The organism is Ignavibacteriales bacterium (assembly GCA_026390815.1).
In the GTDB taxonomy this organism is placed as follows: domain Bacteria; phylum Bacteroidota; class Ignavibacteria; order Ignavibacteriales; family SURF-24; genus JAPLFH01.
This window is the reverse complement of record JAPLFH010000056.1, coordinates 66,314-93,192: the sequence shown is the minus strand read 5'-3', so window position 1 is coordinate 93,192 and position 26,879 is coordinate 66,314. Positions and strand designations below refer to the sequence as shown.

Genomic DNA, 26,879 nt, shown 5'->3' with positions numbered 1-26,879 from the left:
TACCTTATTTAATTTCAACTTTATACTTTAAGTAGAGCTGCCGCATAAAATCTTTTAACAATTCCCGTTTTTTCAGTGTTAAAAATCTATCTTCAACATTTTTTTTTATAATTTCAAATTCGGGAATTTCATCCCGTGAATATTTTTTAATTAATTGAACCACCGTATACTTTTTTGGTTCCATGGTTAAAATTATACTTACTTCATTTGGAAGCAATTGCTGAATAATTGAAAGCAAATCAATCGGTTGAACCTGGTAATCATATGATAATATATTTATTTTTTCCGATATTATCGATGGATCACCGCTGAATACATTTACAGCTTTATTCCAATCACTTTCAATTAAGGTAGTTCTGAAAAGAATTGCTTTGTCTTCATCATTGAATACAATTGAATTATAGAGATAAGAATCGTAGAACAATTTGAATTCATTCTTGTTCGAATTGTAATAGTCGATCAATTCCTGTTGTTTATATTCAATTTCATTTTCAGCAAAAAACTTTTGGAGTAAAAATGCTTTGGCTAATTCCTTTTTGGATTTTTCCAAAGTTCGTTTGTAAACTTGGTCATCAAGAATGTCTTCTTTAACAGCTTCAGTATAAAGAAGTTCAGTCTCCACCCAATTTCTTATATATTCAACTCTGCGGCTTTCTTGAAGTTTAACAGTATCAAGGTCGGCAGCGATATCTTTTTTAGTTAAGTAAGATTCGTCAACTCTTGCAACATAATTTTTTTTTGGCTCTTCATTGCCGCAGCCAATAAATACTGCGGCAAGAAGTATAACGCCAATTTTAATTTTACTTTGTTTTGAAAGCTTCTTCAAGTTTGCTGTAATTGATTTCTGGTTTGTACATACTCTTTAGCTTTGCTATGTATTCGTTTTCAAGTCTTTTACTTTCACTTTCCTGGAACTGTCCGGAAACTTCTGCTTTAGCTTCTTCAAAAGTTTTTGTACGAGCAGGTTCTTTAGCAATCAATTTTACTATAGACCAGCCCCCGCCATTCTTAAATGGTTTTGAATAACTACCAACTATTTGCAGATTATTTGCTTCCGTTGCAATAGGATTTGTTAAATCAACCAAATCATACATGCCTGCTTTTTCTTTAAAGCCCGGACGTTCTGTAAACTTAGTGGCTAAAGTATCGAAGCTTTCACCTTTGGTTAATTTATCATAGTAAACATTTATTAAGGAATCTTTTCTAGAAAAGATTTCCTGGAATTTTACTCTGTCAGTCCAATTGTATTTATCTTTATTCTTTGTGTAGAAATCCAAAAGTTTAACACTATCAATTTTAACCTTGCTCCAAACCTCATCATCCTGAAGTTTGAAAATGTGGATTCCGTTTTTATAATCATCCATCAGTGATGCAAATTGTGGATCAGATTTATCCAGGTTATTTGCTTCTTCTGCAAGAACTGAGTTTTCTCCATCTTTGTTTGCTGCAGCAGTAATCATTTTTGCATCAACTAATTTGTTATTCTCTGCTGATTTTTCCATTCGACTAAAAAGAGTATCTACAATAACTTTTTTACCGGCGTAAGAATAAACTTCTGCATCCTTAATTTGGTCTCTCCAGGATTTTTTCCAATAATCAGGACCAACTTTTGTGGAATCTATATTCTTTGCAAAGAAAGAAATAGTGTTCTCGTTAAGTTTAAGATTATATTTCACTTTTAGATTACTTACCAAATCAGCATAAGCTTTATCATACCTGGTTTTCTTAAAAAGTTTTTTTAGATTTTCTTTTTCATCTTCAAATGAAGGATAAGGTTTTGTATCAGTTACCTTAATTAAGTGGTAGCCAAAATTTGTTCTAACGATATTTGAAACCTCACCTTTTTTTAGGTTGAAAGCAGCTTCATCAAATTCCGGAACCATCATTCTTCGTTCGATGAATCCAAGATCGCCGCCATTTTCCTTAGAGCTCGGGTCTTCAGAATATTTTTTAGCGAGTTCAGCAAAATCGGCACCATTGTTCAATTGATTTTTGATGTCTTCAATTTGTTTTCTTGCTGCAACAGAATCAGTCTTTGTGGAATCAATTCTGAAATCGATTAGAATATGACTTGCTCTAACCTGGGGAATTCTTTCCCTTTTTTCTGTTACTTTTATAATGTGCCATCCATAACGCGTTTTAACTGGTACTGGATTTACTTTGCCAATCTCAGTATTGTAGAAAGCATCTTCAAATTCTGGAATAATCATACCAGCAGTTAACCAATAAATATCTCCACCTTTGTTTTTAGAGTACTGGTCAGCGGAATATTTTTTTGCCATGTCATTCCAGTTCTTTCCTAATTTTAAGCTATCTAAAATTTGGTAAGCTAAAGTTTTTGATTTTTCTTCTACGGAATCTGGACGGATCATGATGTGACTTACTCTCATTTCATATTTTCTTTGATCATACAATTTTTTTATGCCGGGCTCAACAATTTGCTTTTCAATCAAATAGGAAATGCCCACTTTTTCTTTATAATCATTCAATTCTGCACTTAAAGCCGGATCTGTATTGTAACCTCTAACGCTGGCATCCCTAAGCTTCATTTTAAAGTTTACATATAGATCAAGAAAGTTTATATACTTTGCTATTGAATCTTTTTTAGCTGTTTCAATTCCGCCAACATTTTTAGCGTATGCATTTTCGAACTCACCAAGAGTAAGATTATCTTTGCCGAATTCGGCAATTACAATTTTTGAATGCTCAGGGGAGCAGGAAGAAACGATGAATGATGTAATAATTATAAGAGCCAATGAAATCCGAATACGCATTTATTTTACCTCCAGTTTGAAATTTTGAATTCAAATTTAACTTAAAGCCCCCTAAAAATGCAAGGTAATTAAGAATTTGTGAATTAAATTAATCTTTAGGTTATCGCACTTCCAAGAAGGATGATCTTAAAATCTATTTTGATTTCAGAACCATGGTTGCCTTTATTTTACTCTTGTTCCAACTTTAATAGAATCTTTAACCTCTAAAACATCAACTTTGCCTTCTGAATTTTCCACCGCCAGGATCATTCCGTTTGATTCCAGACCCATTAATTTAGCTGGTTTAAGATTAGCCACAACAATTACTTTTTTCCCGATCAATTCTTCGGGTTGATAACTTAGGGCAATTCCAGCAATTACTTGCCGTTGTTCAGATCCCAAATCAATTTGAAGTTTGAGCAGTTTATCGCTTTTCTTAATTTTTTCGGCTGAGATAATCTGCGCAGTTCTTAGCTGAACTTTTTTGAAATCATCAATTGGAATTACTTCAAATTCTTCCGGTTTAACTGCTTCATCAACTTTATAAAGATTAAGTGTTAATTCATCAATCGTTTTGTCTTCTATTTTATTAAAAAGAATTTCCGGCATGTTAAGTTGATGTTCTGCTTTCAGATTTTCATTTCCTGCATTATTCCAAGTTGTAGGCGCAGAATTCAACATCTTAAAAATCTTTTCGGATGTAAATGGAATTACAGTAGAGAATAATTCTGCCAATGTATAGATTGTTTGAAGACAAATATTAATTGTATTGCCACATTTTTCCTTATCAAATTTAACAGTTTTCCAGGGTTCGGAATCATTAAAGTATTTATTTCCAGCACGGGCAAGATTCATCATTTCTGTAACGCTATCTTTTATTTTATATTTTTCAAAAAGATCGCTTACCATTTGCGGATATTCTTCAAGCAGCTTTAACATTTCATTATCAATTGTAGCCAGGCTTCCTTTTGTTGGTACCTTACCTTCAAAATGTTTATGTGCAAAAGTAAAAGTACGATTTACAAAATTTCCCAAAATGTCTGCAAGCTCGCTATTGTTTCTTGCCTGGAATTCTTTCCAATAAAAATCGGTGTCTCTGCTTTCCGGAAGATTTGCAGCAAGTGTATACCGGAGTGAATCAGCAGGAAATAGATTGAGAAAATCATCAACATCAATTCCCCAGTTCCGGCTTTTGGAAAATTTCTTTCCTTCAAAATTCAAAAACTCATTTGCCGGAACATTTTGTGGAAGGATGAATTTATCTTTACTTACATCATTCCAAGCCATTAACATTGCGGGAAAAACTATGGTATGAAAAACCACATTATCTTTTCCAATAAAAGCAACATATTTTGTTTCAGGATTTTGCCAATATTCCTTCCAAAGATTTTCATTTCCTTTTTTTATTGATAATTCTTTGGTGGCAGATATATAACCGAGAACAGCTTCGAACCATACATAAAGAACTTTTCCTTTGGCAGAATCGAGAGGAACGGGAACACCCCAATCAAGATCGCGGGTAACCGCTCTATCCTGTAAACCATCTTTAAACCATCCACGGCAGTATTGAAGCACGTTTTCTTTCCAATTATAAGCCTGGTTCATTTCATCCACATATTTTTCCAATCTCGTTTGAAACTTTCCAAGAGGGAAATAATAATGAGTGGTTTCTTTAAGCACCGGTGTTTCACCGGTAATTTTACTTTTTGGATTTTTCAAATCAGATGGATCGTACAATGCACCACAATTTTCGCATTCATCACTTCTTGCCTGCTCATTGCCGCAGTTAGGGCAGGTTCCTTCAACATACCGATCTGGCAAAAACATTTTTACTTTTTCATCATAAAACTGGAAAGTGTTTTTTTCATTTAATATGGATTGATTATAAAAATTTAGAAAGAATTCCTTTGCAGTTTCGTGATGAATTGGAAGACTCGTTCTAGAATAAATATCAAAACTTATCCCAAATTTTTGGAAAGCATCTTTATTTAGGTTATGATAACGGTCAATAATTTCCTTAGGATTTACTTTTTCTTTATCAGCAGTGATAGTAATTGGAACACCATGCTCATCTGAGCCACAGATGTAAATGATGTCGGCACCTTTTAGTCTTTTATATCTTACATAAATATCAGCCGGTAGATAAGCTCCACTTAAATGCCCAAGGTGAATTTTTCCATTTGCATAGGGTAGGGCGGATGTTACAATAATTTTTTCTTTATCCATTTTGCTCAGATTTTTTGTGTGAAATATAATGAATTTTTAATAAATATAAGGATTATACCTTAAAAGTAAACTTTAGAATATGTAATACAAAATTATTTTAGAATTTATATTGCTAAAGAATTATTTAATCCACAAATTATCGCCTAATAAAAATTTTATTGTTAGGTTTACTGTAAAATATGAACTATACACATTCTAATCTTCAAAAATCTAATTTTATTTCACCCAGAAACTCAGCTAAGGTGATCTTAATAGTTTCCTTAATTTTGGTTTTTCAATATTTGCTTATAACAGAACTTATTGCAAAACAACCGGAAACACACAAGAATTTCGTTTTAATAATAAAATCCCAAGAGCCAGAATATACATGGACCAGTTCCTTATTAAACAGTTTTGTCTTTTCTTTAATTAATAAATTACCCCAGGTAGAAACTGAAACAATATATATCGATTTTAATTCATTATTATCAATTAATAACAATCCAGAAGATGAAAAAACTATTCGAGATAAGTTTATAAACAAGCACCCAAAATTAATTGTTGCTATTGACGATAGATCTTTCCGGTTCTTAATTGATCGAACTGACAAGTATTTCCCTGATATCCCAATCTTGTTTTCAGGTATTTCAGATATTGATTATACTGCTGCAGCAGTTAAAAGATCTATAACCGGTATTGTTGATAAAATTAGCCTGGAACCGTTGATTGAAACAGCAATTGTGTTGCATCCAGAAATAAAGAATGTTTTGGTTCTGTTTGATGAGAGTAATTTAGGTAAACAACAATATCGATTAATAGATAGCCTATTACCACATTTAAGTAACGTTGTAAATTTTAGAGTTTTTAAGAAATTTTCTGTTTCAGATATTGAAGCGCTAAAAAAAGCAGCTTCAAATTCTTTAATACTTCTATTTGGATTAATGACAGATGCTGAGGGACAATTTCTTTCTCCACAAAAGACAGCTTTAACATTATCCAGAAAGTTGAACGTTCCAATTTATAGTTGTTGGAGTTCAACATTGAATTATGGTGTAGTTGGTTGTTTACAGGTTAAATCATTTACTCAAGGTATTGTCTTAGCAGATATGGCTGCCAAAATTTTGAATGGTGAAAATGCTTTTAAAATTCCGGTAATTGAAAACGGAAATTTTAGATACCTGTTTGATTATAACCAATTAAAAAAATTCAATATTAATGCAAGTGAACTTCCTTTAAACCGACTTGTAATAAATAAACCAACTTCATTTTATAATGAATACATTGAATACGTTTGGATAATTTCAATTGCATTTTTAATCCTTTCTGTAACGATAGTATTTTTATTCTTGAACATTAAAACTAGAAGTAAAGCAGAAAAGGAGTTAATTAAAGCAAAGGAAGAAGCTGAAAAATCCGATAGATTAAAAACAGAATTTCTTGCCCAGGTGTCGCACGAGATCAGAACTCCTGTTAATACTATTCTTAGTTTTTCTGCTTTAATAAAGGATGATTTAATTGATAAAGTGAATGATGATTTAGTTTCAAGTTTCCAGATTATTGAAAGTGGTGGTAGAAGACTGGTAAGAACTATTGATCTTATTCTTAATATGTCACAACTTCAAACCGGTAATTTTGAATTGAATCCTAAAAAAATTGATCTTCAAAAAGAAATACTTAATATTGTTTATGTGGAGTTTGCAGCAACAGCTAAAGAAAGAAATTTAGAGTTTATTTTTAAAAATGAAAATGTAACTGAACTTGTACTTTGCGATCTTTATACGGTTACACAAATATTTACCAACCTAATAGATAACGCAATAAAATATACTCCAAAAGGTAAAATAGAACTCATCTTAGACAAAAATGACCAAAATGAAATTTATGTTGAAGTAAAAGATACTGGAATTGGAATCTCAAAAGATTTCCAGAAAAATCTGTTTAGCCCATTTGCCCAGGAAGAATCAGGTTACTCCAGAAGATTTGAAGGGAACGGATTGGGATTAGCTTTAGTGAAAAAATATGCCGTGCTTAATAATGCGGAAATTATTGTTGATAGTACAAAAGGGCAGGGTTCTTCGTTCAAGGTTGTATTTAAAAAATAATTGATCAATACCCGGGAATTACAATAGAGCGATTATAGCGTTGATTTTTATTCCTAAAACCAATACGTTTACACACCCAATTCGTGTATGATTTCTGAAAACCTAAATATTGTTAAAGAAAAGATAACTCGTATTTGTAAAAACGTTGGAAGAAATCCAGATGAAATTAAAATTATTGCGGTTAGTAAAAACACAGGAATCACCTCTATTCAAGAAGTGATTAAAGTTGGTATAAAAGATTTAGGTGAGAACAAGGCTCAAGAATTCGCGGAAAAATTTCCTTTGGTTGCAGATAACATTGATTGGCATTTTATCGGACACCTTCAGAGGAACAAAGTTAAATTTGTTGTAGGTAAAGCGGCTTATATACATTCTGTGGATTCCTTAAGATTATCTGAAGAAATAAATAATCAGGCACAAAAATTAAAGTGTATTCAAAAAATTCTATTAGAAATAAAAACATCTGAAGAGGAAGAAAAATACGGTATTAGAAATATTTCGGAAATTTTTGATTCAGTTGCTTATGCACAGAATGCCCAGTATTTAAATTTGGTTGGCTTAATGACGATGGCTCCGTTTACCGAAGATGAAAAAAATATTAGGAAATGTTTTTCTGATTTACGTAAATTAAAGACCATCTTAAATGAAAAAGGTTTCAAAATACCTGAACTCTCAATGGGAATGACAAATGATTTTGAAATTGCGATTCAAGAAGGTTCAACAATGATTAGGTTAGGAACTGCAATATTTGGTGAACGGAATTATTCCAAAAGCTGGAAGGAACAATGAAGTTTTCTCCTTTCAATATTAAAAACCAGGAGTTTAATAAATCACTTCGTGGTTACGATAAAGCTGAAGTGCAGCTATTTCTTGAAAAACTTTCAGATGAATTTGAGAAACTGAACAATGAAAATGATTCTCTTAAAAAGGATCTTGAAAAAACAACTTCCAGAATTAATGAATACCGGAAGATTGAAAAAAATTTGCAGGATACATTATTAAAGGCACACGAATCATCTTCCCGGGCTGTAGATTCTGCAAAGAAACAATCTGTTCTAATGCTAAAAGAAGCTGAGATAAAAGCGCAGCAAATCCTTGATAAAGCAAGAGAAGCGGCTGATGGAATTAGGAATTCTGTTTTAGGATTAAGAGAGGAGAAAGCGCTTATAGTTGCTAAATTAAAAGCATTAATTAATTCGCAGGCAGGATTGCTTGATATAAAAACCGATGAATTTCCAAATGAAGTTAATGCTGCAAAAAAACTTGAACAGACAAAAAAACTTGATATAGATGTAGATGATATTTTGGAAAAATTATTATGACCGACTTATTAAACAAAATAAATGAAACTTTGCAAGTAATCAGAGAAAAGACATCTGAAAATTATTCAATTGGAATAATATTGGGAACCGGACTTGGCGGGTTAGTTAAAGAAATTGAGATTACTGCCGAAATTAATTATGCTGATTTACCTCATTTCCCATTATCAACAGTAGAATCGCATAACGGTAAACTGATATTTGGAAAGATTAATGGAAAAAATGTTGTAGCAATGCAGGGTCGTTTCCATTACTATGAAGGCTACACAATGCAGCAAATTACTTACCCGGTACGTGTAATGAAATTCCTTGGTGTTGATACTTTGCTTGTTTCCAATGCTTGCGGTGGTATGAACGCCGATTATGTACGTGGCGATATAATGTTGATGACTGATCACATCAACTTGCTGGGGGATAATCCTCTTATTGGAAAAAATGAAGATGAACTTGGTCCAAGATTTCCAGACATGAGTGAACCATACAATTTAGAACTTATTAAACTTGCCGAAGAAGTTGCACTTGAAAACAAATTAAAAATCCAGAAAGGTGTTTATATAGCTGTTCCCGGGCCAAATCTGGAAACCCGCGCCGAATATAAATTCCTGCGTGCAACCGGAGCAGATGTAGTTGGTATGTCTACCATCCCGGAAAATATAATTGCAAATCATATGGGAATGAAAGTTCTGGGAATTAGCATTATTACTGATGAATGTTTTCCAGAAACTCTAAAACCGGTTTCAGTTCAGCAAATAATTGAAACAGCGATGAAGGCTGAACCAAAAATGACTATAATTATGAAAGAAGTGATTAAAAAATTATGAATGCACAGAGAAAGAAATATTATTATTTAACGCCTTTACTACTTTCTCTATTCGTTTTTGTATCCAACTTTTTAGATACAAAACTTTTTTCTTTTGGCGATTTGAATTTTGCAGTTTGGTTTGTGCTTTCTCTTTTTTCCTTTGCATGCGGTTGGTTAATTACCACAACGCTTGGCTGGAAGTTTGGTGGTAGGATTGTCTTTGCAATGATTGTTGCTACCACGGCTTTAAGTGTAATTTTGATTTCCGTTTTCAAAGAATATTTTGGCTCAAGCCAGTTTATTGCTGAGAACTTGATCCTTTATAGTTTACGTGATGTTACACTGGGTTGTATGGGATTTTTTGGAATGGCTGTTAAAGAATTGCTTACAATTCAAAAACATCTTTCAAATCAAAATTTTAGAGTTGAAGCATACGAACAATTGATTACCGATGCAAAAAAAGAAGCCGAATTGGAATTGAAGGAAGCAAAACTGAAAGCAGAAAAAATTATTCTGGATGCTGAAACCCAGGCAAAAAGTTTTATTGATAAAAAAGAAAAACTTGAAAGAAATTTGAAAGAGTTTATTCAAATAGAAAGAGAGCTGATCCGGAAATACGAAGAACGGGAATAATTCAATAAATCATTTTAATTCATAATTCAGTAAAAAATAGTACGGAAAAATGTTCAAACAAAACTTAGAAAAAATTGGTTATCCGGAGATCGAAAATAACATATTAGAGTTCTGGAATAAGAATAATATTTTTGAAAAAAGTGTTACAACACGCAGCGAAACAAAACCGTTTACTTTTTATGAAGGTCCGCCAACTGCCAATGGCAAACCTGGCTTACACCACGTAATGGCAAGAACCTTAAAGGATTTAATTTGCCGCTACAAAACTCTTAAAGGCTACCAGGTACATCGCAAAGCAGGTTGGGATACACACGGTTTACCTGTAGAAATTGAAGTTGAAAAAGCGCTTGGAATAAAAAACAAAAGTGAAATAAAAGATTTCGGAATAGAAAAATATAACGCCGCCTGCCGAGATTCTGTTTTTAAGTATACTGATATGTGGGAAAAGATGACTACCCGCATGGGCTACTGGCTTCGTCTTGATGATGCTTATGTTACCTGCACCAATGAATACATCGAATCAGTTTGGTGGGCGTTAAAAACTTTATTTGATAAAGGACTTATTTATAAAGATTACAAAGTTGTTCCTCAGGATCCAAAATCAGAAACGGTTCTTTCTTCTCACGAACTCGCTCTCGGTTACCGTGATGTTCAGGATCCTTCTGTTTATGTTGTAATGCCGTTAAAAGATTCCCAATTTACAAAAGAAGGACCAACTTATTTTTTGGTATGGACTACAACACCCTGGACACTTATTTCCAATGTGGCACTTGCTGTTGGTTCTGACATTGATTATCTGAAAGTAAAAATCAAAGATGAATATTTAATTCTTGCCAAATCCCGCCTTGCTGTTATTGATGGTGAACCGGAAATTGTTGCAGAATATAAAGGGCACGAATTAGCCGGACAAGAATACGAACCGCTATTCACTTATGTTATACCAAACAAAAAAGCTTATTATGTTATTGAAGGAGATTTTGTAAGCACAGAAGATGGTTCTGGTATTGTTCACATTGCCCCGGCGTTTGGTGCAGATGATTATGAAATTTCTAAAAAGTATAACCTTCCAATGCTACAGCCGGTTACAAGAGGTGGATTGTTTACAAGTGAAGTTACAGATTTTGCCGGGCAGTTTGTTAAAGATGCTGACAAACATATTATTAAAAAACTTAAAGAGATGGGGAGATTATTCAAACGGGAAACTATTCTTCACTCATACCCTTTTAGCTGGAGAAACCAGGATGTGCCGATTATTTATTACGCGCGAGAATCCTGGTTTATAAGAACAACTTCAATTGCTAAGCGCATGGTAGATCTGAATAAAACAATCAATTGGGTTCCATCCGAAGTTGGCAGCGGACGCTTTGGAAACTGGCTTGAAGAGAATAAAGATTGGGCGCTTTCACGCGACCGCTTTTGGGCTACTCCACTTCCTATTTGGGTTAGTGAAGACAATGATATGTTTGCTGTGGGCAGCATAGATCAATTAAAAGAAGGATTTATTGAGAAAGATGGGAAACGAATTTCTGTTTCCGAACTTGAACAAATTGATTTACACAAACCATTTGTTGATGAAATTTTCTTCGAACGGAATGGAAAAATTTACAGAAGAACACCAGAATTGATTGATGTATGGTTCGATTCCGGAGCAATGCCGTTTGCTCAATATCATTATCCTTTTGAAAATAAAAAATGGTTCGAGGAAAATTTTCCTTCCGATTTTATTTGCGAAGGAATTGATCAAACACGCGGATGGTTCTATACTTTGCACGCAATTGCTACAATGCTGTTTGATAGTGTCGCTTATAAAAATATTCTTGTTAACGAACTTATCCTTGATAAGTTTGGACAGAAGATGTCCAAATCCAAAGGGAATACTGTTAGTCCTTTTGAATTATTTGATAAATATGGCGCAGATGCAACACGCTGGTATCTGGTTACTACAAGTCCTCCATGGAAACCAACTTTGTTTGATGAAGAAGGCATTGTTGAGGTTCAGAGGAAATTCTTTGGAACTTTGCTTAATACTTATTCATTCTTTGCTCTTTATGCAAACATCGATAATTTTTCTTTCAGGGAAGATTTTATTCCGTATGAAGAAAGACCGGAGATTGACCGCTGGATAATTTCTAAACTTAGCTCTGTAATTTCTGAGTATGAAGAGTTGATGGACAATTACGATGTTACAAAAGCTGCCAGACTTGTGTCTTCATTTACTATCGATCAGCTTTCTAACTGGTATGTAAGAAGAAGCAGAAGAAGGTTCTGGAAATCGGAAATGAACAAGAGTAAACTTTCTGCGTATCAGACTTTGTACGAATGCCTGAATTCAGTTGTTAAATTAACTTCTCCATTCGCACCATTTATTTCCGAAGAAATTTACCTGAACCTGAACAAAGTTACCGGTAGAGAAAATGCTGAATCAGTTCATTTAACAGAATTTTTAAAACCATCTTACTCTGAAAAAGAACTTGAAGAAAAAATGGATATTGCGCAGCGTGTAGTTGGAATTGCACGTTCGATGCGTGCCAAAAACAACTTGAAGGTTCGACAGCCGTTAAGCAAGATGATGGTAGCAGTTGATAAAACAATGCGGACTGCAATAAATAAAATGCAGGAAGTAATTCTTGAAGAAGTGAATATTAAAGAACTGGTAATACTTGAAGACGATTCTGAGATTGTTAGCAAATCAGCAAAACCCAATTTCAAGTCGATTGGACCTAAATTTGGCAAAAAAGCAAATCCTGTTGCTAATGCAATTCGTACTCTTGGTAAAAAAGAAATTGCACAAATAGAAAAAGGTGAAACTGTTTCTATTCAATTAAATGATGAAGAAATTGTAATTACGCGGGATGATGTTGAAATAGTAAGTACAGAGATAGCTGGCTGGCTTGTTGAAACTGAAGATAACGTTACGGTAGCAATTGATACAAAACTTGATGACAATTTATTGGCGGAAGGATTAGCAAGGGAATTTGTAAACCGCGTTCAGAATATGCGTAAAGAGGCAGGGCTTGATGTTGTTGATAGGATAAGTATTAGTTTTGAAGGTTCAGAAAAATTAGTAAATTCAGTTCGCTCTTTTAAGGAATATATTATAAATGAAATATTAGCCGATAAATTTTCTGATAAAATTTTCGATGGTTATAAGCAGGAATTTGAAATTGGCGAATATAAATGTGCGATCAATATTAAAAAGGTAGAACTATAAAATATTTTTAGTTTTGGAGGTTATATAATGGCAGCTAAATCGAATACGAAACCAGCAAAAAAAACTTCTGCTGCAAAGGCAAAGCAGGTTGTAAAAAAAGCTGTAAAACCAGTTGCTAAAAAAGTAAATCCCAAGGCAAAAAGTGCCCCGGTAAAAAAGAAATTGATAAAGGAAAAAGCCGTTAAAAATAAAGTGAAAGGTGTTATGACAAAAAAGATTGAATTAAAAAATGCTAAAAAAATTAAAGTTGAGAAGAAGGAAAAAGTAAATAAAATTCCGAAAGTAACGAAAAAAGTTCCTGCTCATACAGTAGTAGAGGTTACTTCACCAAAAAAAGTAGTTCGTAAAGTGAAGGGCTATGGAAAAGAGGATCTGGATGCATTCAAGAAAGTTATTCTGGATAAGAGAGTGGAAATTCTGGAACAGCTTCAGAATTTAAAAGAACAAATGATGGATCCAAGTACCGGGCAATATGTAAATGAAAACTCTCCCTATTCGCTTCATATGGCAGAGCAGGGAACAGATGCAATGGAAAGAGAAAAGATTTTCTTATGGGCGCAAAGAGAAAATAAATTTCTAGGATACCTGGATGACGCTCTTCATCGTATTGAAACCGGTACTTATGGAATTTGCATTGAATGTATAGATGAGCCACAAAATTTGTGTCCAACTTGCCCTTTAATTCCGAAGGAAAGATTGATGGCAGTTCCGCATAGCCAATTATGTTTGCCAGTTAAACAGAAACAAGAAAAAAATAAATAGTTATTTGAATTATTATTGAAAATATATTTTGTTTCATTTCTAATTGTAATTGCAGATCAAACCTGTAAATTATTTATTAAAGGCATTTCAATTCCATCCCTACACATTTCATTAAAAGGGATGATTTATGGTGATGAGTATAATGTTATTGGAACATTCCTTTCATTTACTTTTATAGAAAACCCTGGAATTGCATTTGGAATTGACTTTGGGGATGAATACAAACTATTAATTACTATTTTTAGAATTGTAATTTGTTTAGCCATAGTTTATTATTTGTATAAAATAAGCAATGAACAATTCTTGAAAAGATTTTCTGTTGCGTTAGTTTTAGGTGGCGCCATTGGTAATTTGATTGACAGGCTTTTTTACGGATTAATTTTTGGCTATGGTCCGTTGTGCTTTGGTAAGGTTGTAGATTTTATTAAAGTTGATTTCATTAATATTAGCCTGTTTGGGCGCACATATAACCATTTGCCAATTTTTAATATTGCTGATATTGCAGTTTTTATTGGAGTTGTATTACTGCTTTTTTATTCAGGCGGCTTACAAAATAAATTAGGAAATCATGATTTAGAAAAAGCCTCATCCGTTTGAGAGAAATTAAATACGGAATTATTTTTAACATAAAATAAATTTTAATCCTGGAATTAACTTGCGAATACTTATAACAACCATACTTATTGTTCTTGCTGATCAAATCTCTAAATTTTTCATTAAGGGATTTTCAATTCCAATTTTAGGGATTCATTCTAATGGACTTGGATATGGAGATAAGCATGAAATTTTTGGTTCGCTGGTTAGAATTACATTTGTAGAAAATCCTGGGATGGCATTTGGAATTGATATCGGAATATCATCAAAGCTTTTTCTATCAATATTTTCAATTGCAGCAAGCATTGGAATATTAATTTACCTTTATCAAAATCGTAATGAAAGATTTATGCTTAGGTTTTCACTTGCATTAATTCTTGGTGGTGCAATTGGAAATTTAATTGACCGTGTATTCTATGGTGTAATATATGGCTATGCACAGCTTTTTCAGGGCAAGGTTGTTGATTTTGTTGATGTCGATTTCTTTGATTTGAACCTGTTTGGCTATATATATGACCGCTGGCCAATTTTTAATGTTGCAGACATGGCTGTTTCTGTTGGTGTTATTCTTTTAATTTTATTCAGCAGAAAGCTTGCCGAAAAAAATGAAGCTGCTTTGGCGGGAATTGGAACAAATTCCAATCTACAATTAGAAGGTGAAATGAATTCATCATTAAACCAAAATATTTCTGAGGCTAGCACTCAAAATTCACCAGATAATAAAGAAGTAAATAATGATCAACCAGCATTAAATAATGACAAACCTGATAACAACAAAGAAATACCGATTTGATATTCCACAAGGAAAAATTAAGGAACGAATTGATGTATTTCTTACACATCATATAGAGAATGCAACACGAAGTAAAATACAAAAATTAATTGAAGCAAATTTAGTTTTAGTAAACAACATTCCAGCAAAAGCCAACTACAAAGTTTCACCGCTTGATATAATTGATGTTGAAATTCCGATTTCTCCACGGCCGGAAAATACAGAACCGGAAGAAATACCGCTCGATATTATTTACGAAGATGATTATTTGATAATTGTAAATAAAGCTGCGGGAATGGTTGCTCATCCAGCTTATGCCAATTATACCGGTACACTTGTTAATGCACTTCTTCATCATTCTAAAAAATTAAGCGGATTGAATGAGCCCAGCAGACCTGGAATTGTACACCGCATAGACAAAGACACAAGTGGAATTCTTGTTGTTGCCAAAGATGATTGGACACACGCGAAACTTGCTGAACAATTTTCTAAACATAATATTGAAAGAGAATATTGGGCGGTTTGCTGGGGACTATTTAAAGAAGTGGAAGGAGTGATTGAAAAAAATATTGCCCGGAATAAAAGTGATAGAAAAAAATTTGCTGTTAGTGAAACTGATGGAAAAACCGCAGTCACACACTTCAAAGTACTGGAGGAATTTGAATTTACTTCTCTGCTTAAATTGAATTTGAAAACCGGACGAACTCACCAAATAAGAGTACATCTTTCGTCAATCAACCACCCAATTTTTGGAGATAAAACTTACGGCGGAAATAAAATTGTTTATGGTTCCACTCTTCCAAAGATGAAGCAGAGAATAGATAATTTGCTGGATATAATGCCCCGACAGGCTCTTCATGCAAAAACACTTGGATTCATTCACCCACACACAAATGAGTTTGTAAAGTTTGAAACTGATTTGCCCGAGGATATTAATAAGTTACTGTTTGAACTTAAAAATAAAAACCAATCCCGATAACTACATTGTTTAATTTGAGATTCCAGGATTCAGAATTAGAATTCGGTTGAGGTGGATATTGAGAATTTGATTTACTTCGTATATAGTTATACGTAAAGTTATATTCAGAAATTAAGTAAAATGTATTAAAAACTTGAAATTCAAATCCTATTGAAAATCCAATTCCATAGCTCCAAATGAATTCTTTATAAAAAGCATAACCTGTCCTAGTCTCACCAGACATAATGATCTTTTCCCAACTTGTAAATTTTGTAGAACGATCACCTATACTAAAAGAAGGACCTAGACCAGCATTTATTTTATATCTCATTTTATTAACAATTGAATACATACCAAATAAATTGACCGTAACTACTCTATTTTGAAAGATGGTTTTATTTGTAGTTAGTTTAATATCGTTTATTTCTGAATTGTAACTATATAACGAGGTTCGTTTTTCATTATTAAGATATCCTGAAGCATCAATTAATATTCTTAAAGCATATTCATTCGAAAAACTATATTTATAAGCAACCGAAATCTGGTTTATAAAATTAAACTGAATTTCATTATAACTAGCATCCGATTTACTTATTTGATTTGAATCGGGTTGACAAAACAATCCTTTTGGAGAAAAGAATAATATTAAAAACGCTACGAAGTGAATTAATAAAAAATTTTTAACAAGTTTCATACTTTTATTAAAACTTTTTAGAAGTAAATACTAATTCCGATGAGAACCTTGCTTAAATTTAAAGTGTAAGTATCATTTGTACTGTTACTCAAATATCCAGGTTTATAATCGGTGTTATTTTTTTCACGCTTATATAAAAATTGAATTGTATACTCTGAAAATAAACTCAACTTATTGTAAATGAAAAATTCTAAACCCCCAGTTAATGCAATACCAAAAGAATAAATATTTGTGGTATACGTAGAAGGAGTACTATATCTAAAATAATTAGTATTAAGATCAATATATTTACTTTCACTTTTAGTTTTTGAATAGGAATAGGCTAGAATAGGTCCTAATCCTAAATAAAATTGTATTAGACTGCTTTGGAAAGGTGAATAGAAGCTTTGGAAAGAAATGCTAAATTCTTTTTTATCACTAGTGGAAGTGGATAATGACATGCCTTTTTGCTCATCTTCTTCAATCCATTCCGAATTTTCATCTTTTTTTTCGATTGCACCGGAAATATCTGCTTTGAATCTAAGCCAGAATCTTTCAGACATAATTAGTTTATATGAAAATGCTATTTGGTTGACTAAATGAAATTGAACTGCATTTTTCAGATGCAATAAACTTGAATCTGATTTTACAATAAGACTGTCAACTTCTGCAAAAGAATGAAGCGGGAATAAAAAAATTACAAAAATAAAAGTACTCAATAGAATTATTTTCATGATACCCCTCAATTTTTAGAAGTAGTGGTGCTAAAGTAAGAGTATTATTTATTCAAGTCAAGTTAATTTATCCATTCATTCATTCATCACTTCTTCAAAAGGAAGGAGAGCTCTGTAAAAACGCGAACATAAGTTTAAATTCTTGGGCGAGTATAATTAAAGCAACTTCCTTAAATTCAATTCTTCCTAAGTTTAATACTGATAATAATGAGTGAAATTCATCTAAAGGAGCGAAACAAGGTTTACCACTAAATGAGTTGATTACTTAAATTTCTAAAAGGATGAAAAAAAATAAAAATAAAGTTCTTATATCCTTACAAAAGATTTTCGTTTTAGCAAAAGGTAATATTGCTACAAAAAAAATGAGCGCTGAAGTATTCTATTCATATCGAAGGTAATTGGGGGGTCAATCTTACCTATATAAAAATACAATATCTTTCTTCAGCGCTCAACGAAAAATATTAACTAATTTAATTACAATCAACTTGAAAAATATTTTTTTAATTTCCTATTCAGTTAATTTCTTTTGCATTTTTCTAATTCAAGGTTCACTTCATTAAAAAAGGCTCCTTATAACGGAGCCTTCTTACTTAGAGATGAGATGCATTTATATGAGGAGGAAAATCTATTTTACGAGTAGCATTTTCTTAACCATATTAAAATTCTTTGATGTTAGTTTATAGAAGTAAACACCAGAAGCGTTATTACCAGCATTCCAGTTTACTTTATAAGAACCAGCAGTTAAGAAACCATTTGTCAGTGTTGCTACTTCGGTACCAACAGCATCATAAATTTTCAAAGTAACATTTCCAGAAACCGGAATAGAGAAACGGATGTTTGTATTCGGGTTAAATGGATTTGGGAAATTTTGAGATAATTCATAGGACTTTGGAGTTGCTGCTGAATTATCTGGTTCTACACCAGTAAGCGTAGCTAAAGATTGTTGAAGTATTGCAACTGCAAATTGTGCATTGTGCATACCATAACTTCCATCGTTAGCAATAAGTTGATAATTCCACCATGCTTTATTTATTTTTTCATCATTCAAGGCACCAATATCAACCCAAGAAATTGAATCAATTCCCGCTGGAGGAAGCGCAATACTTAATTTAGTTAACAATCCCTTTACTTCGTTTTGAATACTTTCAGTATTTCCGTTGCCATCATAATCTGCTTCTGCGGTGAAATCAGAAAATTTAGTTTTTCCAGGATGGCAGGATTGACATTTTGCTGTGTGGTCATAATTATGTTCTTCATCAGCCATTTTCCAACTATGTCCACCAACTCTATCGCGGGTTACTGTACCAGTATCTGTTGTTGCTTGCATATGACAATCAACGCAGGCATTTTGTAATACAAGTGTATGGACATTTGTAGTATTATATGCTGTTCCAAATTCTGCCGCATTTTTTCCCAAGAAAACATCGGTTTGAACTGAAGAATGTGGTCCCCAATGAGAAGATGTAACCTTTGCTTTTGTATATGAAACATTATCTTTTCTTGCTTTATGGCAGCTCATACAAGTTTTGCCAACTCCACCTTCTGTATAAGCATATCCATTGCCAAGTGTGTCACCACTTGCAGGAGTTGTTCTTAAAGAAAATTCATTTGAATTTCCGTGAGGATCATGACAGGTAGCGCAAGTAATTGATCTGTGATCTCCTAAGGTCATACCCTTTGTTTCTGTGGTTTTTCCTTTTGTATAATTAATAAAACCATTTCCATCGTGGCATCTGATGCAATTACCAAGACTATTGTTCTTGTAACTTGAACCTGAACTTTGGGCAAATCCACTTTCCCAAATTGCTTCTGAGTGAACTGAGTTTTCATACTCAGAAACTTTGTTGTGTCTCCAAGGTTCATCATGGCAGGAAGCGCAAGCGCCTGCAGCTGCATCTATCATAATTGTTTCAGATTTTGGTCCGTTGCCAAGGGCATGCTCACTTGCTGGTCCATGGCAGTTTTCACAACCAATCTCTGCAAAGGCAACTAATCCAGGAAATTGAGTTTTCAATGTATCCCATTTGCCAACATTAGAAGGTCCTTGCCATTTCCAACCAAGTTCTGTGGCTTTATCATCAAAACCATTATTATTGGAAACGACATTGTGATCATATCCAACTGTGTGACATTTCATACAGCTTGGACTATAATGCGCTGTAGGTGTGGTTATTTGTGCCTTAAAGATATTAGCATGTCCGGAAGACTGCCATCGTGAATAAATATCTGTGAATTTTGCATCTGAAGAATGGCAAGACATACAATTAAGTCCCTGCGGTTGAACGCCATCAAATGCTGGATTTCCGATAAAGTCGGCAGCATAAACTGTAAGTGTAGTATCGTGTGAACCCTTTGCAGTTGTAAAGGACATTTTTACATTATAGGCGCCTTTTACATCTGTTTTAAAGTTTACCCACAAATCCGACATATTGTTAAAATCGGCATTTGAACCAACCGGTTTTGAAACAAATGACCAGGATGCATTTGTAACTGGATCAGTTTCATCCATACTTTCTGGTGCAAGGTAAACATATACACCATTTGATACAACATTTAATCCGGTAGAAACGGAATTTGTTGTTTGAGTTAAACCCATCTTAATTATTTTTTCTGGGCTAACAGGTTCATTCTTAATTATTGCTTGTTGAGAAAAAGTGTGGAGTGAAGCAATCATCAAAATGGTAAAAATGAATAGTATTTTCCCTTTCATATATTTTCTCCAATAAAATAGTTAGTTATTTTCTTTGTTGAATAACAACTATTGCACCATAAAATAGATTAAAAAATGTTGAAAATATTTATAGTTGACTGGGAAATTTTGCCAATTATAAGAAAACGCAGTGTTATCATCTCAAAAAAAGGAAATTATAACAAGTGTTGATCACATGGGAATCGACCAACACCGTTCAGAATGGAAATTATTTGATAGAATATTGACTTCATAAATTTAAATCTAAGTTATTGATAAACGTTTCGATTATCTTTATTTTTGATAAAAAAAGAAAGATGAAAATATATAATACGCTAACTAAGAAAACTGAAGAATTCCACTCAAATGTGCCTAATGAAGTTGGAATTTATGTCTGTGGTCCAACAGTATATGATTATTTTCATATTGGGAATGCAAGATCTTTTATAATGGCAGATATTATTCGACGTTATTTTGAATATAAAGCATTTAAAGTAACCTACGTAATGAATTTAACTGATATCGATGATAAAATTATTAAAAAAGCCCAGAACGAAAATTTGGCATTTAGAGAAATTTCGGAAAAGTACATCAATGCATTCTTTAGTGATTTGGAAAAATTAAAAGTAAAAAAGGCTGATTTTTATCCTCGACCAACTGAAAACATAGATGAAATAATTGAACTTATTAAAAGATTAATAGAAAAGGAAATTGCTTATAATGTTGATGGAAATGTTTTTTATGACGTTTCGAGGTTTCCTGAATATGGCAAGCTGAGTGGTAAAAAAATAGATGAATTAGAATCTGGATCGCGTGTTGAAATAAATATACAGAAAAAAAATCCACTGGATTTTGCCTTGTGGAAAAAAGCTAAAGAAGGAGAACCATTCTGGAACAGCCCCTGGGGTAAAGGCAGACCTGGTTGGCATGTTGAATGTTCTGCAATGAGTATGAAATATTTAAATACACCGATAGATATTCATGCTGGCGGAAGCGATCTGATTTTTCCACATCATGAAAATGAAATTGCACAAAGTGAAGCCGTTATTGGAAAGAACTTTGTGAATTATTGGATGCATTTTGGATTTCTGAATATCCAAAACGAGAAAATGTCTAAATCAACTGGAAATTTTTTTACAGCGCGTGAAATTTTAATAAAATATTCGGCAGAAGCTATAAGGTTATTTTTTGCCCAGACACATTATGCCGGACCATTGAATTTTAGTGAAGATGTTCTTTTTGGTGCTCAAAAAGGATTGGAAAAGCTTACCAATTTAATTGAAAAGGTGGAAGATCAATTAAAGTTAAAAAATCACTCTTCAATTATTCCTGAATTTGAGTTTTCTAAATATAAAATTGATTTCGAATCGGCAATGGATGATAACTTTAATACTCCTCAAGCAATTGCCGTAATTTTTGATTTTATTCGTGAAATAAATAAAATTATTTCAGAAAATGATGATAATTTAGATTTTAGTTTTTATCAAAAAATTAAAGATTTTTTAGTTCCTACAACTGGAAATGTTCTTGGTATATTGGTTTGGGGTAACCAGGAGGCAACCTTTCAAGAATCGCGAGAAGATGAATTAATAAAACTATTAATCAAATTAAGATTAAACGCCAAACAAGAAAAAAACTTTGTACTTGCAGATAAAATACGGGACGAATTAAAAAATCTGGGTGTTATCCTGAAGGACGAAAAAGATAAAACCACATATAAAAAACAAAAATTACTTGAAATATAATTCTACTATTTCAATCATATATTAGCATGCATTACAAAATGCTATTGATAATCTTTATCCTCAGTTTTGCTTTAATCTTTTCATTTCTTATATGGCAATATGTTCTAAATATTTACGAGGTTGATTTTCTTGTTGAACCAAAAGAACTCTTTACTGATAACAAGTCAATAGTTAGAATTGAAGCAATTCCAATAAATTCTTTTGGTAAACGTGCACCATTCAGGCAAGTAAAGACAGAGTTTAAAATTTTAGAGGGTTTTAATTATATCGAAGTTGTATACGAGGATACTTCGAAGGGTATTTTAATTATTAGGTCAATCGGACAAGAAGGAAAAGTACAAATTAAGATCAGTACAAATTATTCCTTAATACCCACGATATTAGAAATTTTAATTGTAAAAAATTTAGCATAATTAAATTAAATATTTTTATCTTAGTGAAGTGGATTTAGCGAAGAAGTGTTTTATTAACAGAGTGGGCTTAATATGAAAATCCTCAAAATAATCTTTCCAATTATTCTTCTTCTTACTGTTTGTAGTTTTGCCCAAGGTACTGCCGGCGCTGATGCAAAGTTGGAGAATCAGTTTATTGTAGATATGCCAACCGCAGGAGTTTTAAAAAAGGGAAATGTTGGAACAAACATTTATTTGATGCCTGACGGTGTATTAATCTCCAGATTGGAAGTAGGTGTTTTTGATAATTTTAGTTTTGGAATTTCATACGGCGCTGCAAATTTTATTGGAGTTGGGTCACCTAAATGGTATAAACTTCCTGGAGTTGATATCAAAGTAAAAATAATTGAAGAAACCGACGCCACCCCTGCCATAGCACTTGGATTTGACTCTCAAGGAAAAGGGCAATTCTTTACCAAATACAGCGAATTTAGTGGGACTTTTCTTGGCACATCAGACTTTGAAGTTAACCGGTTCAAAATTAAATCGCCTGGATTTTTTGCCTCAGCATCAAAAAATTTTCAATTCCTGGGTTATTTAAGTCTTCATGGTTGTATGAATTATTCTCTTGAAACAGATGATCAGGAAAAGGATTTAAATTTTATTATTGGGGCAGAAAAAACAATTGGCTCAAAAATTTCTGTAGTTGCAGAATATGATTTTGCAATAAATGATAATTCCAAAAAATCTTTAGGCGATGGTAATGGTTATCTAAATGCTGGTGTAAGATGGTCATTAGGCGATGGATTTACTCTTGGATTCGATTTGCGAGATTTATTGAGCAATAAAAAACTTAACCCCGGTTCTGCAGATCGTGCAATAAAAGTTGAATTTATAAAACCCATCTTTTAGTTGTTGTTTAAAAGCTACACAACCGTATATTCTTTAATACAGCAAAATATCTACATTGTTGTTTATTCCTTTCTTTATCATATTTTACGAGGCACATAAATTGTTCTTTAAATCTCTGTAATAAGCATTTACGAGGTATGATATGAAAAATAATAAAATTGTTTTATCCTTAACTGTAATTCTCACACTCAGTTTTTTCTGGGGATGTTATACACAAATCTACATACCGGATTCACGGTATCAGAAGAAAAAGTACCAGAGAGAAGAAACAAGAAATTATGAAGAAAGAGACAACAATTATGCTGATGAATACGATTCCACGCAAGCAGATTCTAACTATTATGCAAATGATGAAGGTGATTATTCCAATAACCCAGATGTAAACAATTATTATAATGAACCTTATTACCAACCATTTTATAAAAGATATTATTGGGGTTACCACCCGGGAATCAGTTTAGGAGTATCATTCGATAATTACTACGATCCATTTTATTCAGATTGGTACTGGTCTGACATTTATTACTCACCTTATAGTTATTATAATCCATATTGGTCCTGGAATTGGAATTATTGGAACTATCCCGGTTATTGTGGATATAACAATTATTATTTTCATGATAATCAAAAATATCGAAAAAATGATTTTACTAGATTGAGAGATAAAGATGGCGGTAGAGGCAGCAGTTTTAGAACTCGGGACTTAGTGACCGGTAGAAATTCAAATTCTTCTATTACGCGGAGTAAGGATAATAGGAATACTTTACGCGATGCTGGTAACAACAGAACGCTTTCCAGAGACAATCGTACAAGAATTGATAATTCTGTATCCAGAACAACTGAAAGAAAAATGGCTGATCAAAATAGAAGAGACAGGATAGAGAAGAAAGGGAAAACAAATAGGAATGAAGATATAAAAGTATTAAAGCCACGCGGTAAAGATATACAGAGCAGCAATCCCAGAGTTCAGGATCGGAAAAGAAATGATGGCAACAGAAAAGTTTATCCAAGAAATGAAAGAAGAAGTAACGGAAGAGAAAGTTATAATCCACCAAGCAAAAATCAATCTCCACGCTACAACCCTCCTTCAAGAAATGAAACGCCCAGAACATATAGTCCTCCAACCAGGAATGAATCTCCACGTAGTTATAGTCCGCCATCACGTAGCGAGTCCCCGCGAAGTTCTGGAACTCAATCAAGAGGAAGCAGCGGCGGTGGTGAAAGAAGAAGGTAACCAAAATGAAAGCTAAATTTTTATTCGTAATAATTATAATAACTTTTTTATCGTTAATTACGGGATGCTATACAATTCTTGTACATCCAAGTATAGAAAACACGGATGAAAATGGATACACATATGAAAATAATGTTACATTCTATGATGACTGTAGCAGTTGCCATAAAGATATTGCTCCAAGAAATATTGTAACACCAGAAATTCTTAAGACACATCCTTCATATTCCAACTTTAGTTATTACGATTTAAATGAAGATTACTATTCCGATTCATATTTTGGCAATTATGGATATTATTATAATTATCCCTGGTGGCTGGAAGTTGCCCCGCCAGCTAAATATAAAAAGACTGAACAGTATACTGGTAAATCCAGGGACAATAGTTCTGAAAGAGGAGCCGCTCGCGATAGAAGTCCACAAATCAATCTGCCATCGCCAACTACAAGCGGTAACAGCGGATCCTCCTCATCCACTAATCAATCAAAGGAAACAACCAAGAGTAGTGATTCTTCTGATAGAAATTCTTCAAGTACTCCAAGTTCAAGGGATAATGATGGAAACCGTTCAACAGATTCCGGGAGACGAAGATGAAACGTATAAATTTAATTGCAGGATTTTTTTTATCCGCAGTAATTTATTTTACGGGATGCTATCCGTTTAATACTGGAGTATATAAGGATTATTCGACAACCATTATTTATTATCCACCAGATCCTCAAGAACCTTGTGATTGTGATCCTGTTCCTCCCCCGGAGCCACCGCCAGTGTCTATAACTGTTCCTATAGTGAAGTATAGACCAATTCAACCAGTAAATCAAAATCCAGAAAAAACTGATCCGCCTCGTAAAAGAATTCCTGGTATTACAAGTTCCAGGGATAATGATGGCGGAAGAAATGAAAATTTAAGGAGAAGATAATGAAACGAAATATTTTTTATTTAATCACGGTATTCTTCATTTCATTTTTCTTTTTTGCAAATGAAGTTAAAGCGCAAAACAGTTCCGATGCTTTACGATTATCCGATTTTGGATTAGGTTTTAATGCGCGCGCATTAGGAATGGGAAATGCCTATACCGGTTTAAGCGATGATTTTTCCGCAGTTTTTTTCAATCCCGCTGGACTTGGATTAGTGAAGCGAATGGAATTTGCCGGAGGACTTCATTACAATAAATTTAATAACAATGTTACTTTCTTTAACAACCAAACTGATTACTCAACTAGTGCTACTAAATTGGATCAGTTAAGTTTTGTTTTTCCTTTTCCAACAATAAGAGGAAGCTTTGTTGTTGCTGCAGGTTATAGCCGTGAAAAGGAATTTAATAACGCAGTTAGTTTTAAGGGATATAATGGTGGTAACAGCTCGATGATTCAATCTCTTTTAGGAATTGGTGATGTTTCATATTTGCTTTTCCTTACCGATTCCACCGGGAATAAAACTCCAATTAATGGTAGATTAAATCAGGAAGGAACAATTCTTTCAAGCGGTGGAATTGGTAAATGGGCGTTCTCTGCTGCCGCTGAAGTTGCAAAAGAAATTTATATTGGTGCTACACTAAATTTATACAGCGGTACATATAAAAGAACACGCGATTACTATGAAGACGATATTAAAAATATTTATGGAACAAATGTTTTAACCGTTCCAGGGGATATTACAACAGCAGATTTTCAAACATTTTATTTAAACGATGTTCTTAATTGGGATATTGCCGGGTGGGATGCAAAAGTTGGTTTCCTTCACCAGGTTTTTTCATCAAATAAATTTGGAGCCAGGTATGGTGCAAGTATAAAATTTCCAACCATATACACAATAAAAGAATCTTATATTGTGAATGGAAGAAGTGATTTTGGAACTGGTAAAAGCTATATAATTGAGCCGCCATTAGAAAGTAATGTGGAATATGATGTTACAACTCCATTTGTATTCACTGCCGGTGGTTCTGTTAATTATACTGGTTTATTTTTGAATGCCGATATTTCCTATATCGATTACACACAGATGGAATTTACAACTGGTTTAAGCGAAAGAAAGATGAGCGACAACAATAAGGATATTAAAGAATTATTCAGAGGCGTGGCTAACTTTAATGTTGGTGCAGAATATACAATTCCTGGTGTTGGCGTGCGTGTGCGTGGAGGCTTTATCCTTAATCCTTCTCCATATAAAGGAGATCCTACTGATTACGATAAGAAATATATTACTGGTGGACTCGGTTTCTTAGCTGATGAAACATTTTCTATTGATGCTGCTTATGCGTATGGCTGGTGGAAAGATTTTGGCGATAATTACGGTTCTGGTGTTTCTAGAACCAACCAGGAAATTAAATATCATAATGCAATATTAACTTTTTCTTATAGATTTTAATCATTGCGGTGCAGATGAATAA

23 protein-coding genes are annotated in these 26,879 nt (G+C 33.2%); 17 read left to right on the top strand and 6 right to left on the bottom strand.

What is annotated here, in order from left to right:
* Window positions 1–4: 4 nt before the first annotated feature.
* The 3 genes from NTX22_17480 to metG all read right to left on the bottom strand — a co-directional run bounded on the left by NTX22_17480 (window position 5) and on the right by metG (window position 5,006).
* Complete coding sequence (locus NTX22_17480; protein ID MCX6152321.1) at window positions 5–826, bottom strand: peptidylprolyl isomerase; 822 nt, start codon at window positions 824–826, stop codon at window positions 5–7.
* Window positions 801–2,774 carry a peptidylprolyl isomerase gene (locus NTX22_17475; protein MCX6152320.1) on the bottom strand — a complete coding sequence of 658 codons (1,974 nt, stop codon included), beginning with the start codon at window positions 2,772–2,774 and terminating at the stop codon, window positions 801–803. The genes NTX22_17480 and NTX22_17475 overlap by 26 nt, the downstream gene beginning before the upstream one ends.
* 162 nt (window positions 2,775–2,936) lie before the next feature.
* On the bottom strand, window positions 2,937–5,006 hold the full coding sequence (gene metG, locus NTX22_17470; protein MCX6152319.1) for a methionine--tRNA ligase: 2,070 nt from the start codon (window positions 5,004–5,006) through the stop codon (window positions 2,937–2,939).
* Window positions 5,007–5,158: 152 nt separating this feature from the next.
* Between metG and NTX22_17465 the strand changes: the two genes are divergently transcribed.
* From NTX22_17465 to NTX22_17420, 10 genes are all read left to right on the top strand, one after another.
* Window positions 5,159–7,060: a sensor histidine kinase gene (locus tag NTX22_17465; protein ID MCX6152318.1), complete on the top strand. Its 1,902-nt coding sequence runs from the start codon at window positions 5,159–5,161 to the stop codon at window positions 7,058–7,060.
* A gap of 87 nt (window positions 7,061–7,147) precedes the next feature.
* On the top strand, window positions 7,148–7,849 hold the full coding sequence (locus NTX22_17460) for a YggS family pyridoxal phosphate-dependent enzyme (protein ID MCX6152317.1): 702 nt from the start codon (window positions 7,148–7,150) through the stop codon (window positions 7,847–7,849).
* Window positions 7,846–8,382 carry a DivIVA domain-containing protein gene (locus tag NTX22_17455; GenBank protein MCX6152316.1) on the top strand — a complete coding sequence of 179 codons (537 nt, stop codon included), beginning with the start codon at window positions 7,846–7,848 and terminating at the stop codon, window positions 8,380–8,382. Before NTX22_17460 ends, NTX22_17455 begins: the two co-directional genes overlap by 4 nt.
* Complete coding sequence (locus NTX22_17450; GenBank protein MCX6152315.1) at window positions 8,379–9,200, top strand: purine-nucleoside phosphorylase; 822 nt, start codon at window positions 8,379–8,381, stop codon at window positions 9,198–9,200. The genes NTX22_17455 and NTX22_17450 overlap by 4 nt, the downstream gene beginning before the upstream one ends.
* On the top strand, window positions 9,197–9,814 hold the full coding sequence (locus NTX22_17445; GenBank protein ID MCX6152314.1) for a hypothetical protein: 618 nt from the start codon (window positions 9,197–9,199) through the stop codon (window positions 9,812–9,814). Before NTX22_17450 ends, NTX22_17445 begins: the two co-directional genes overlap by 4 nt.
* Window positions 9,815–9,863: 49 nt before the next feature.
* On the top strand, window positions 9,864–13,025 hold the full coding sequence (ileS, locus tag NTX22_17440) for an isoleucine--tRNA ligase (protein ID MCX6152313.1): 3,162 nt from the start codon (window positions 9,864–9,866) through the stop codon (window positions 13,023–13,025).
* A gap of 27 nt (window positions 13,026–13,052) precedes the next feature.
* Window positions 13,053–13,787 carry a conjugal transfer protein TraR gene (locus NTX22_17435; protein MCX6152312.1) on the top strand — a complete coding sequence of 245 codons (735 nt, stop codon included), beginning with the start codon at window positions 13,053–13,055 and terminating at the stop codon, window positions 13,785–13,787.
* A 15-nt stretch (window positions 13,788–13,802) separates the two neighbouring features.
* Complete coding sequence (locus NTX22_17430; GenBank protein MCX6152311.1) at window positions 13,803–14,384, top strand: signal peptidase II; 582 nt, start codon at window positions 13,803–13,805, stop codon at window positions 14,382–14,384.
* A gap of 58 nt (window positions 14,385–14,442) precedes the next feature.
* Window positions 14,443–15,174, top strand: a complete 732-nt coding sequence (locus tag NTX22_17425; protein ID MCX6152310.1) for a signal peptidase II — start codon at window positions 14,443–14,445, stop codon at window positions 15,172–15,174.
* The gene (locus NTX22_17420) at window positions 15,137–16,132 is read left to right on the top strand and encodes an RluA family pseudouridine synthase (protein MCX6152309.1); all 996 of its coding nucleotides are present in this window, start codon (window positions 15,137–15,139) and stop codon (window positions 16,130–16,132) included. The genes NTX22_17425 and NTX22_17420 overlap by 38 nt, the downstream gene beginning before the upstream one ends.
* Here NTX22_17420 and NTX22_17415 read toward each other — a convergent pair.
* From NTX22_17415 to NTX22_17405, 3 genes are all read right to left on the bottom strand, one after another.
* Window positions 16,107–16,805 carry a hypothetical protein gene (locus NTX22_17415; protein MCX6152308.1) on the bottom strand — a complete coding sequence of 233 codons (699 nt, stop codon included), beginning with the start codon at window positions 16,803–16,805 and terminating at the stop codon, window positions 16,107–16,109. The genes NTX22_17420 and NTX22_17415 overlap by 26 nt on opposite strands.
* A gap of 17 nt (window positions 16,806–16,822) precedes the next feature.
* A complete protein-coding gene (locus NTX22_17410) occupies window positions 16,823–17,518 on the bottom strand; it encodes a hypothetical protein (protein ID MCX6152307.1) in 696 nt (231 codons plus the stop codon).
* Between the two features lie 625 nt (window positions 17,519–18,143).
* Complete coding sequence (locus tag NTX22_17405) at window positions 18,144–20,228, bottom strand: T9SS type A sorting domain-containing protein (protein MCX6152306.1); 2,085 nt, start codon at window positions 20,226–20,228, stop codon at window positions 18,144–18,146.
* A 296-nt stretch (window positions 20,229–20,524) separates the two neighbouring features.
* Between NTX22_17405 and cysS the strand changes: the two genes are divergently transcribed.
* From cysS to NTX22_17370, 7 genes are all read left to right on the top strand, one after another.
* Window positions 20,525–21,952 carry a cysteine--tRNA ligase gene (gene cysS / locus NTX22_17400; GenBank protein ID MCX6152305.1) on the top strand — a complete coding sequence of 476 codons (1,428 nt, stop codon included), beginning with the start codon at window positions 20,525–20,527 and terminating at the stop codon, window positions 21,950–21,952.
* Window positions 21,953–21,990: 38 nt separating this feature from the next.
* Window positions 21,991–22,365, top strand: a complete 375-nt coding sequence (locus NTX22_17395) for a hypothetical protein (GenBank protein ID MCX6152304.1) — start codon at window positions 21,991–21,993, stop codon at window positions 22,363–22,365.
* Between the two features lie 72 nt (window positions 22,366–22,437).
* Window positions 22,438–23,256: a YjbH domain-containing protein gene (locus tag NTX22_17390; GenBank protein ID MCX6152303.1), complete on the top strand. Its 819-nt coding sequence runs from the start codon at window positions 22,438–22,440 to the stop codon at window positions 23,254–23,256.
* 142 nt (window positions 23,257–23,398) lie between these two features.
* Window positions 23,399–24,490, top strand: coding sequence for a hypothetical protein (locus NTX22_17385; protein MCX6152302.1), 1,092 nt, complete (start codon window positions 23,399–23,401; stop codon window positions 24,488–24,490).
* Window positions 24,491–24,495: 5 nt separating this feature from the next.
* The gene (locus tag NTX22_17380) at window positions 24,496–25,083 is read left to right on the top strand and encodes a hypothetical protein (protein ID MCX6152301.1); all 588 of its coding nucleotides are present in this window, start codon (window positions 24,496–24,498) and stop codon (window positions 25,081–25,083) included.
* On the top strand, window positions 25,080–25,409 hold the full coding sequence (locus tag NTX22_17375) for a hypothetical protein (GenBank protein ID MCX6152300.1): 330 nt from the start codon (window positions 25,080–25,082) through the stop codon (window positions 25,407–25,409). The genes NTX22_17380 and NTX22_17375 overlap by 4 nt, the downstream gene beginning before the upstream one ends.
* Window positions 25,409–26,857 carry a hypothetical protein gene (locus NTX22_17370; GenBank protein MCX6152299.1) on the top strand — a complete coding sequence of 483 codons (1,449 nt, stop codon included), beginning with the start codon at window positions 25,409–25,411 and terminating at the stop codon, window positions 26,855–26,857. Before NTX22_17375 ends, NTX22_17370 begins: the two co-directional genes overlap by 1 nt.
* Window positions 26,858–26,879: the final 22 nt, after the last annotated feature.

What these genes read in the sequence shown, in the direction of transcription:
- NTX22_17415 (MCX6152308.1), bottom strand. Translation starts at nt 16,805, where the DNA reads ATGAAACTTGTTAAAAATTTTTTATTAATTCACTTCGTAGCGTTTTTA.
- NTX22_17465 (MCX6152318.1), top strand. Translation starts at nt 5,159, where the DNA reads ATGAACTATACACATTCTAATCTTCAAAAATCTAATTTTATTTCACCC.
- NTX22_17435 (MCX6152312.1), top strand. Translation starts at nt 13,053, where the DNA reads ATGGCAGCTAAATCGAATACGAAACCAGCAAAAAAAACTTCTGCTGCA.
- cysS (MCX6152305.1), top strand. Translation starts at nt 20,525, where the DNA reads ATGAAAATATATAATACGCTAACTAAGAAAACTGAAGAATTCCACTCA.
- NTX22_17445 (MCX6152314.1), top strand. Translation starts at nt 9,197, where the DNA reads ATGAATGCACAGAGAAAGAAATATTATTATTTAACGCCTTTACTACTT.
- NTX22_17475 (MCX6152320.1), bottom strand. Translation starts at nt 2,774, where the DNA reads ATGCGTATTCGGATTTCATTGGCTCTTATAATTATTACATCATTCATC.
- NTX22_17390 (MCX6152303.1), top strand. Translation starts at nt 22,438, where the DNA reads ATGAAAATCCTCAAAATAATCTTTCCAATTATTCTTCTTCTTACTGTT.
- NTX22_17405 (MCX6152306.1), bottom strand. Translation starts at nt 20,228, where the DNA reads ATGAAAGGGAAAATACTATTCATTTTTACCATTTTGATGATTGCTTCA.
- NTX22_17450 (MCX6152315.1), top strand. Translation starts at nt 8,379, where the DNA reads ATGACCGACTTATTAAACAAAATAAATGAAACTTTGCAAGTAATCAGA.
- NTX22_17455 (MCX6152316.1), top strand. Translation starts at nt 7,846, where the DNA reads ATGAAGTTTTCTCCTTTCAATATTAAAAACCAGGAGTTTAATAAATCA.
- NTX22_17385 (MCX6152302.1), top strand. Translation starts at nt 23,399, where the DNA reads ATGAAAAATAATAAAATTGTTTTATCCTTAACTGTAATTCTCACACTC.
- NTX22_17410 (MCX6152307.1), bottom strand. Translation starts at nt 17,518, where the DNA reads ATGAAAATAATTCTATTGAGTACTTTTATTTTTGTAATTTTTTTATTC.
- NTX22_17460 (MCX6152317.1), top strand. Translation starts at nt 7,148, where the DNA reads ATGATTTCTGAAAACCTAAATATTGTTAAAGAAAAGATAACTCGTATT.
- NTX22_17395 (MCX6152304.1), top strand. Translation starts at nt 21,991, where the DNA reads ATGCTATTGATAATCTTTATCCTCAGTTTTGCTTTAATCTTTTCATTT.
- ileS (MCX6152313.1), top strand. Translation starts at nt 9,864, where the DNA reads ATGTTCAAACAAAACTTAGAAAAAATTGGTTATCCGGAGATCGAAAAT.
- NTX22_17375 (MCX6152300.1), top strand. Translation starts at nt 25,080, where the DNA reads ATGAAACGTATAAATTTAATTGCAGGATTTTTTTTATCCGCAGTAATT.
- NTX22_17380 (MCX6152301.1), top strand. Translation starts at nt 24,496, where the DNA reads ATGAAAGCTAAATTTTTATTCGTAATAATTATAATAACTTTTTTATCG.
- NTX22_17370 (MCX6152299.1), top strand. Translation starts at nt 25,409, where the DNA reads ATGAAACGAAATATTTTTTATTTAATCACGGTATTCTTCATTTCATTT.
- NTX22_17420 (MCX6152309.1), top strand. Translation starts at nt 15,137, where the DNA reads ATGACAAACCTGATAACAACAAAGAAATACCGATTTGATATTCCACAA.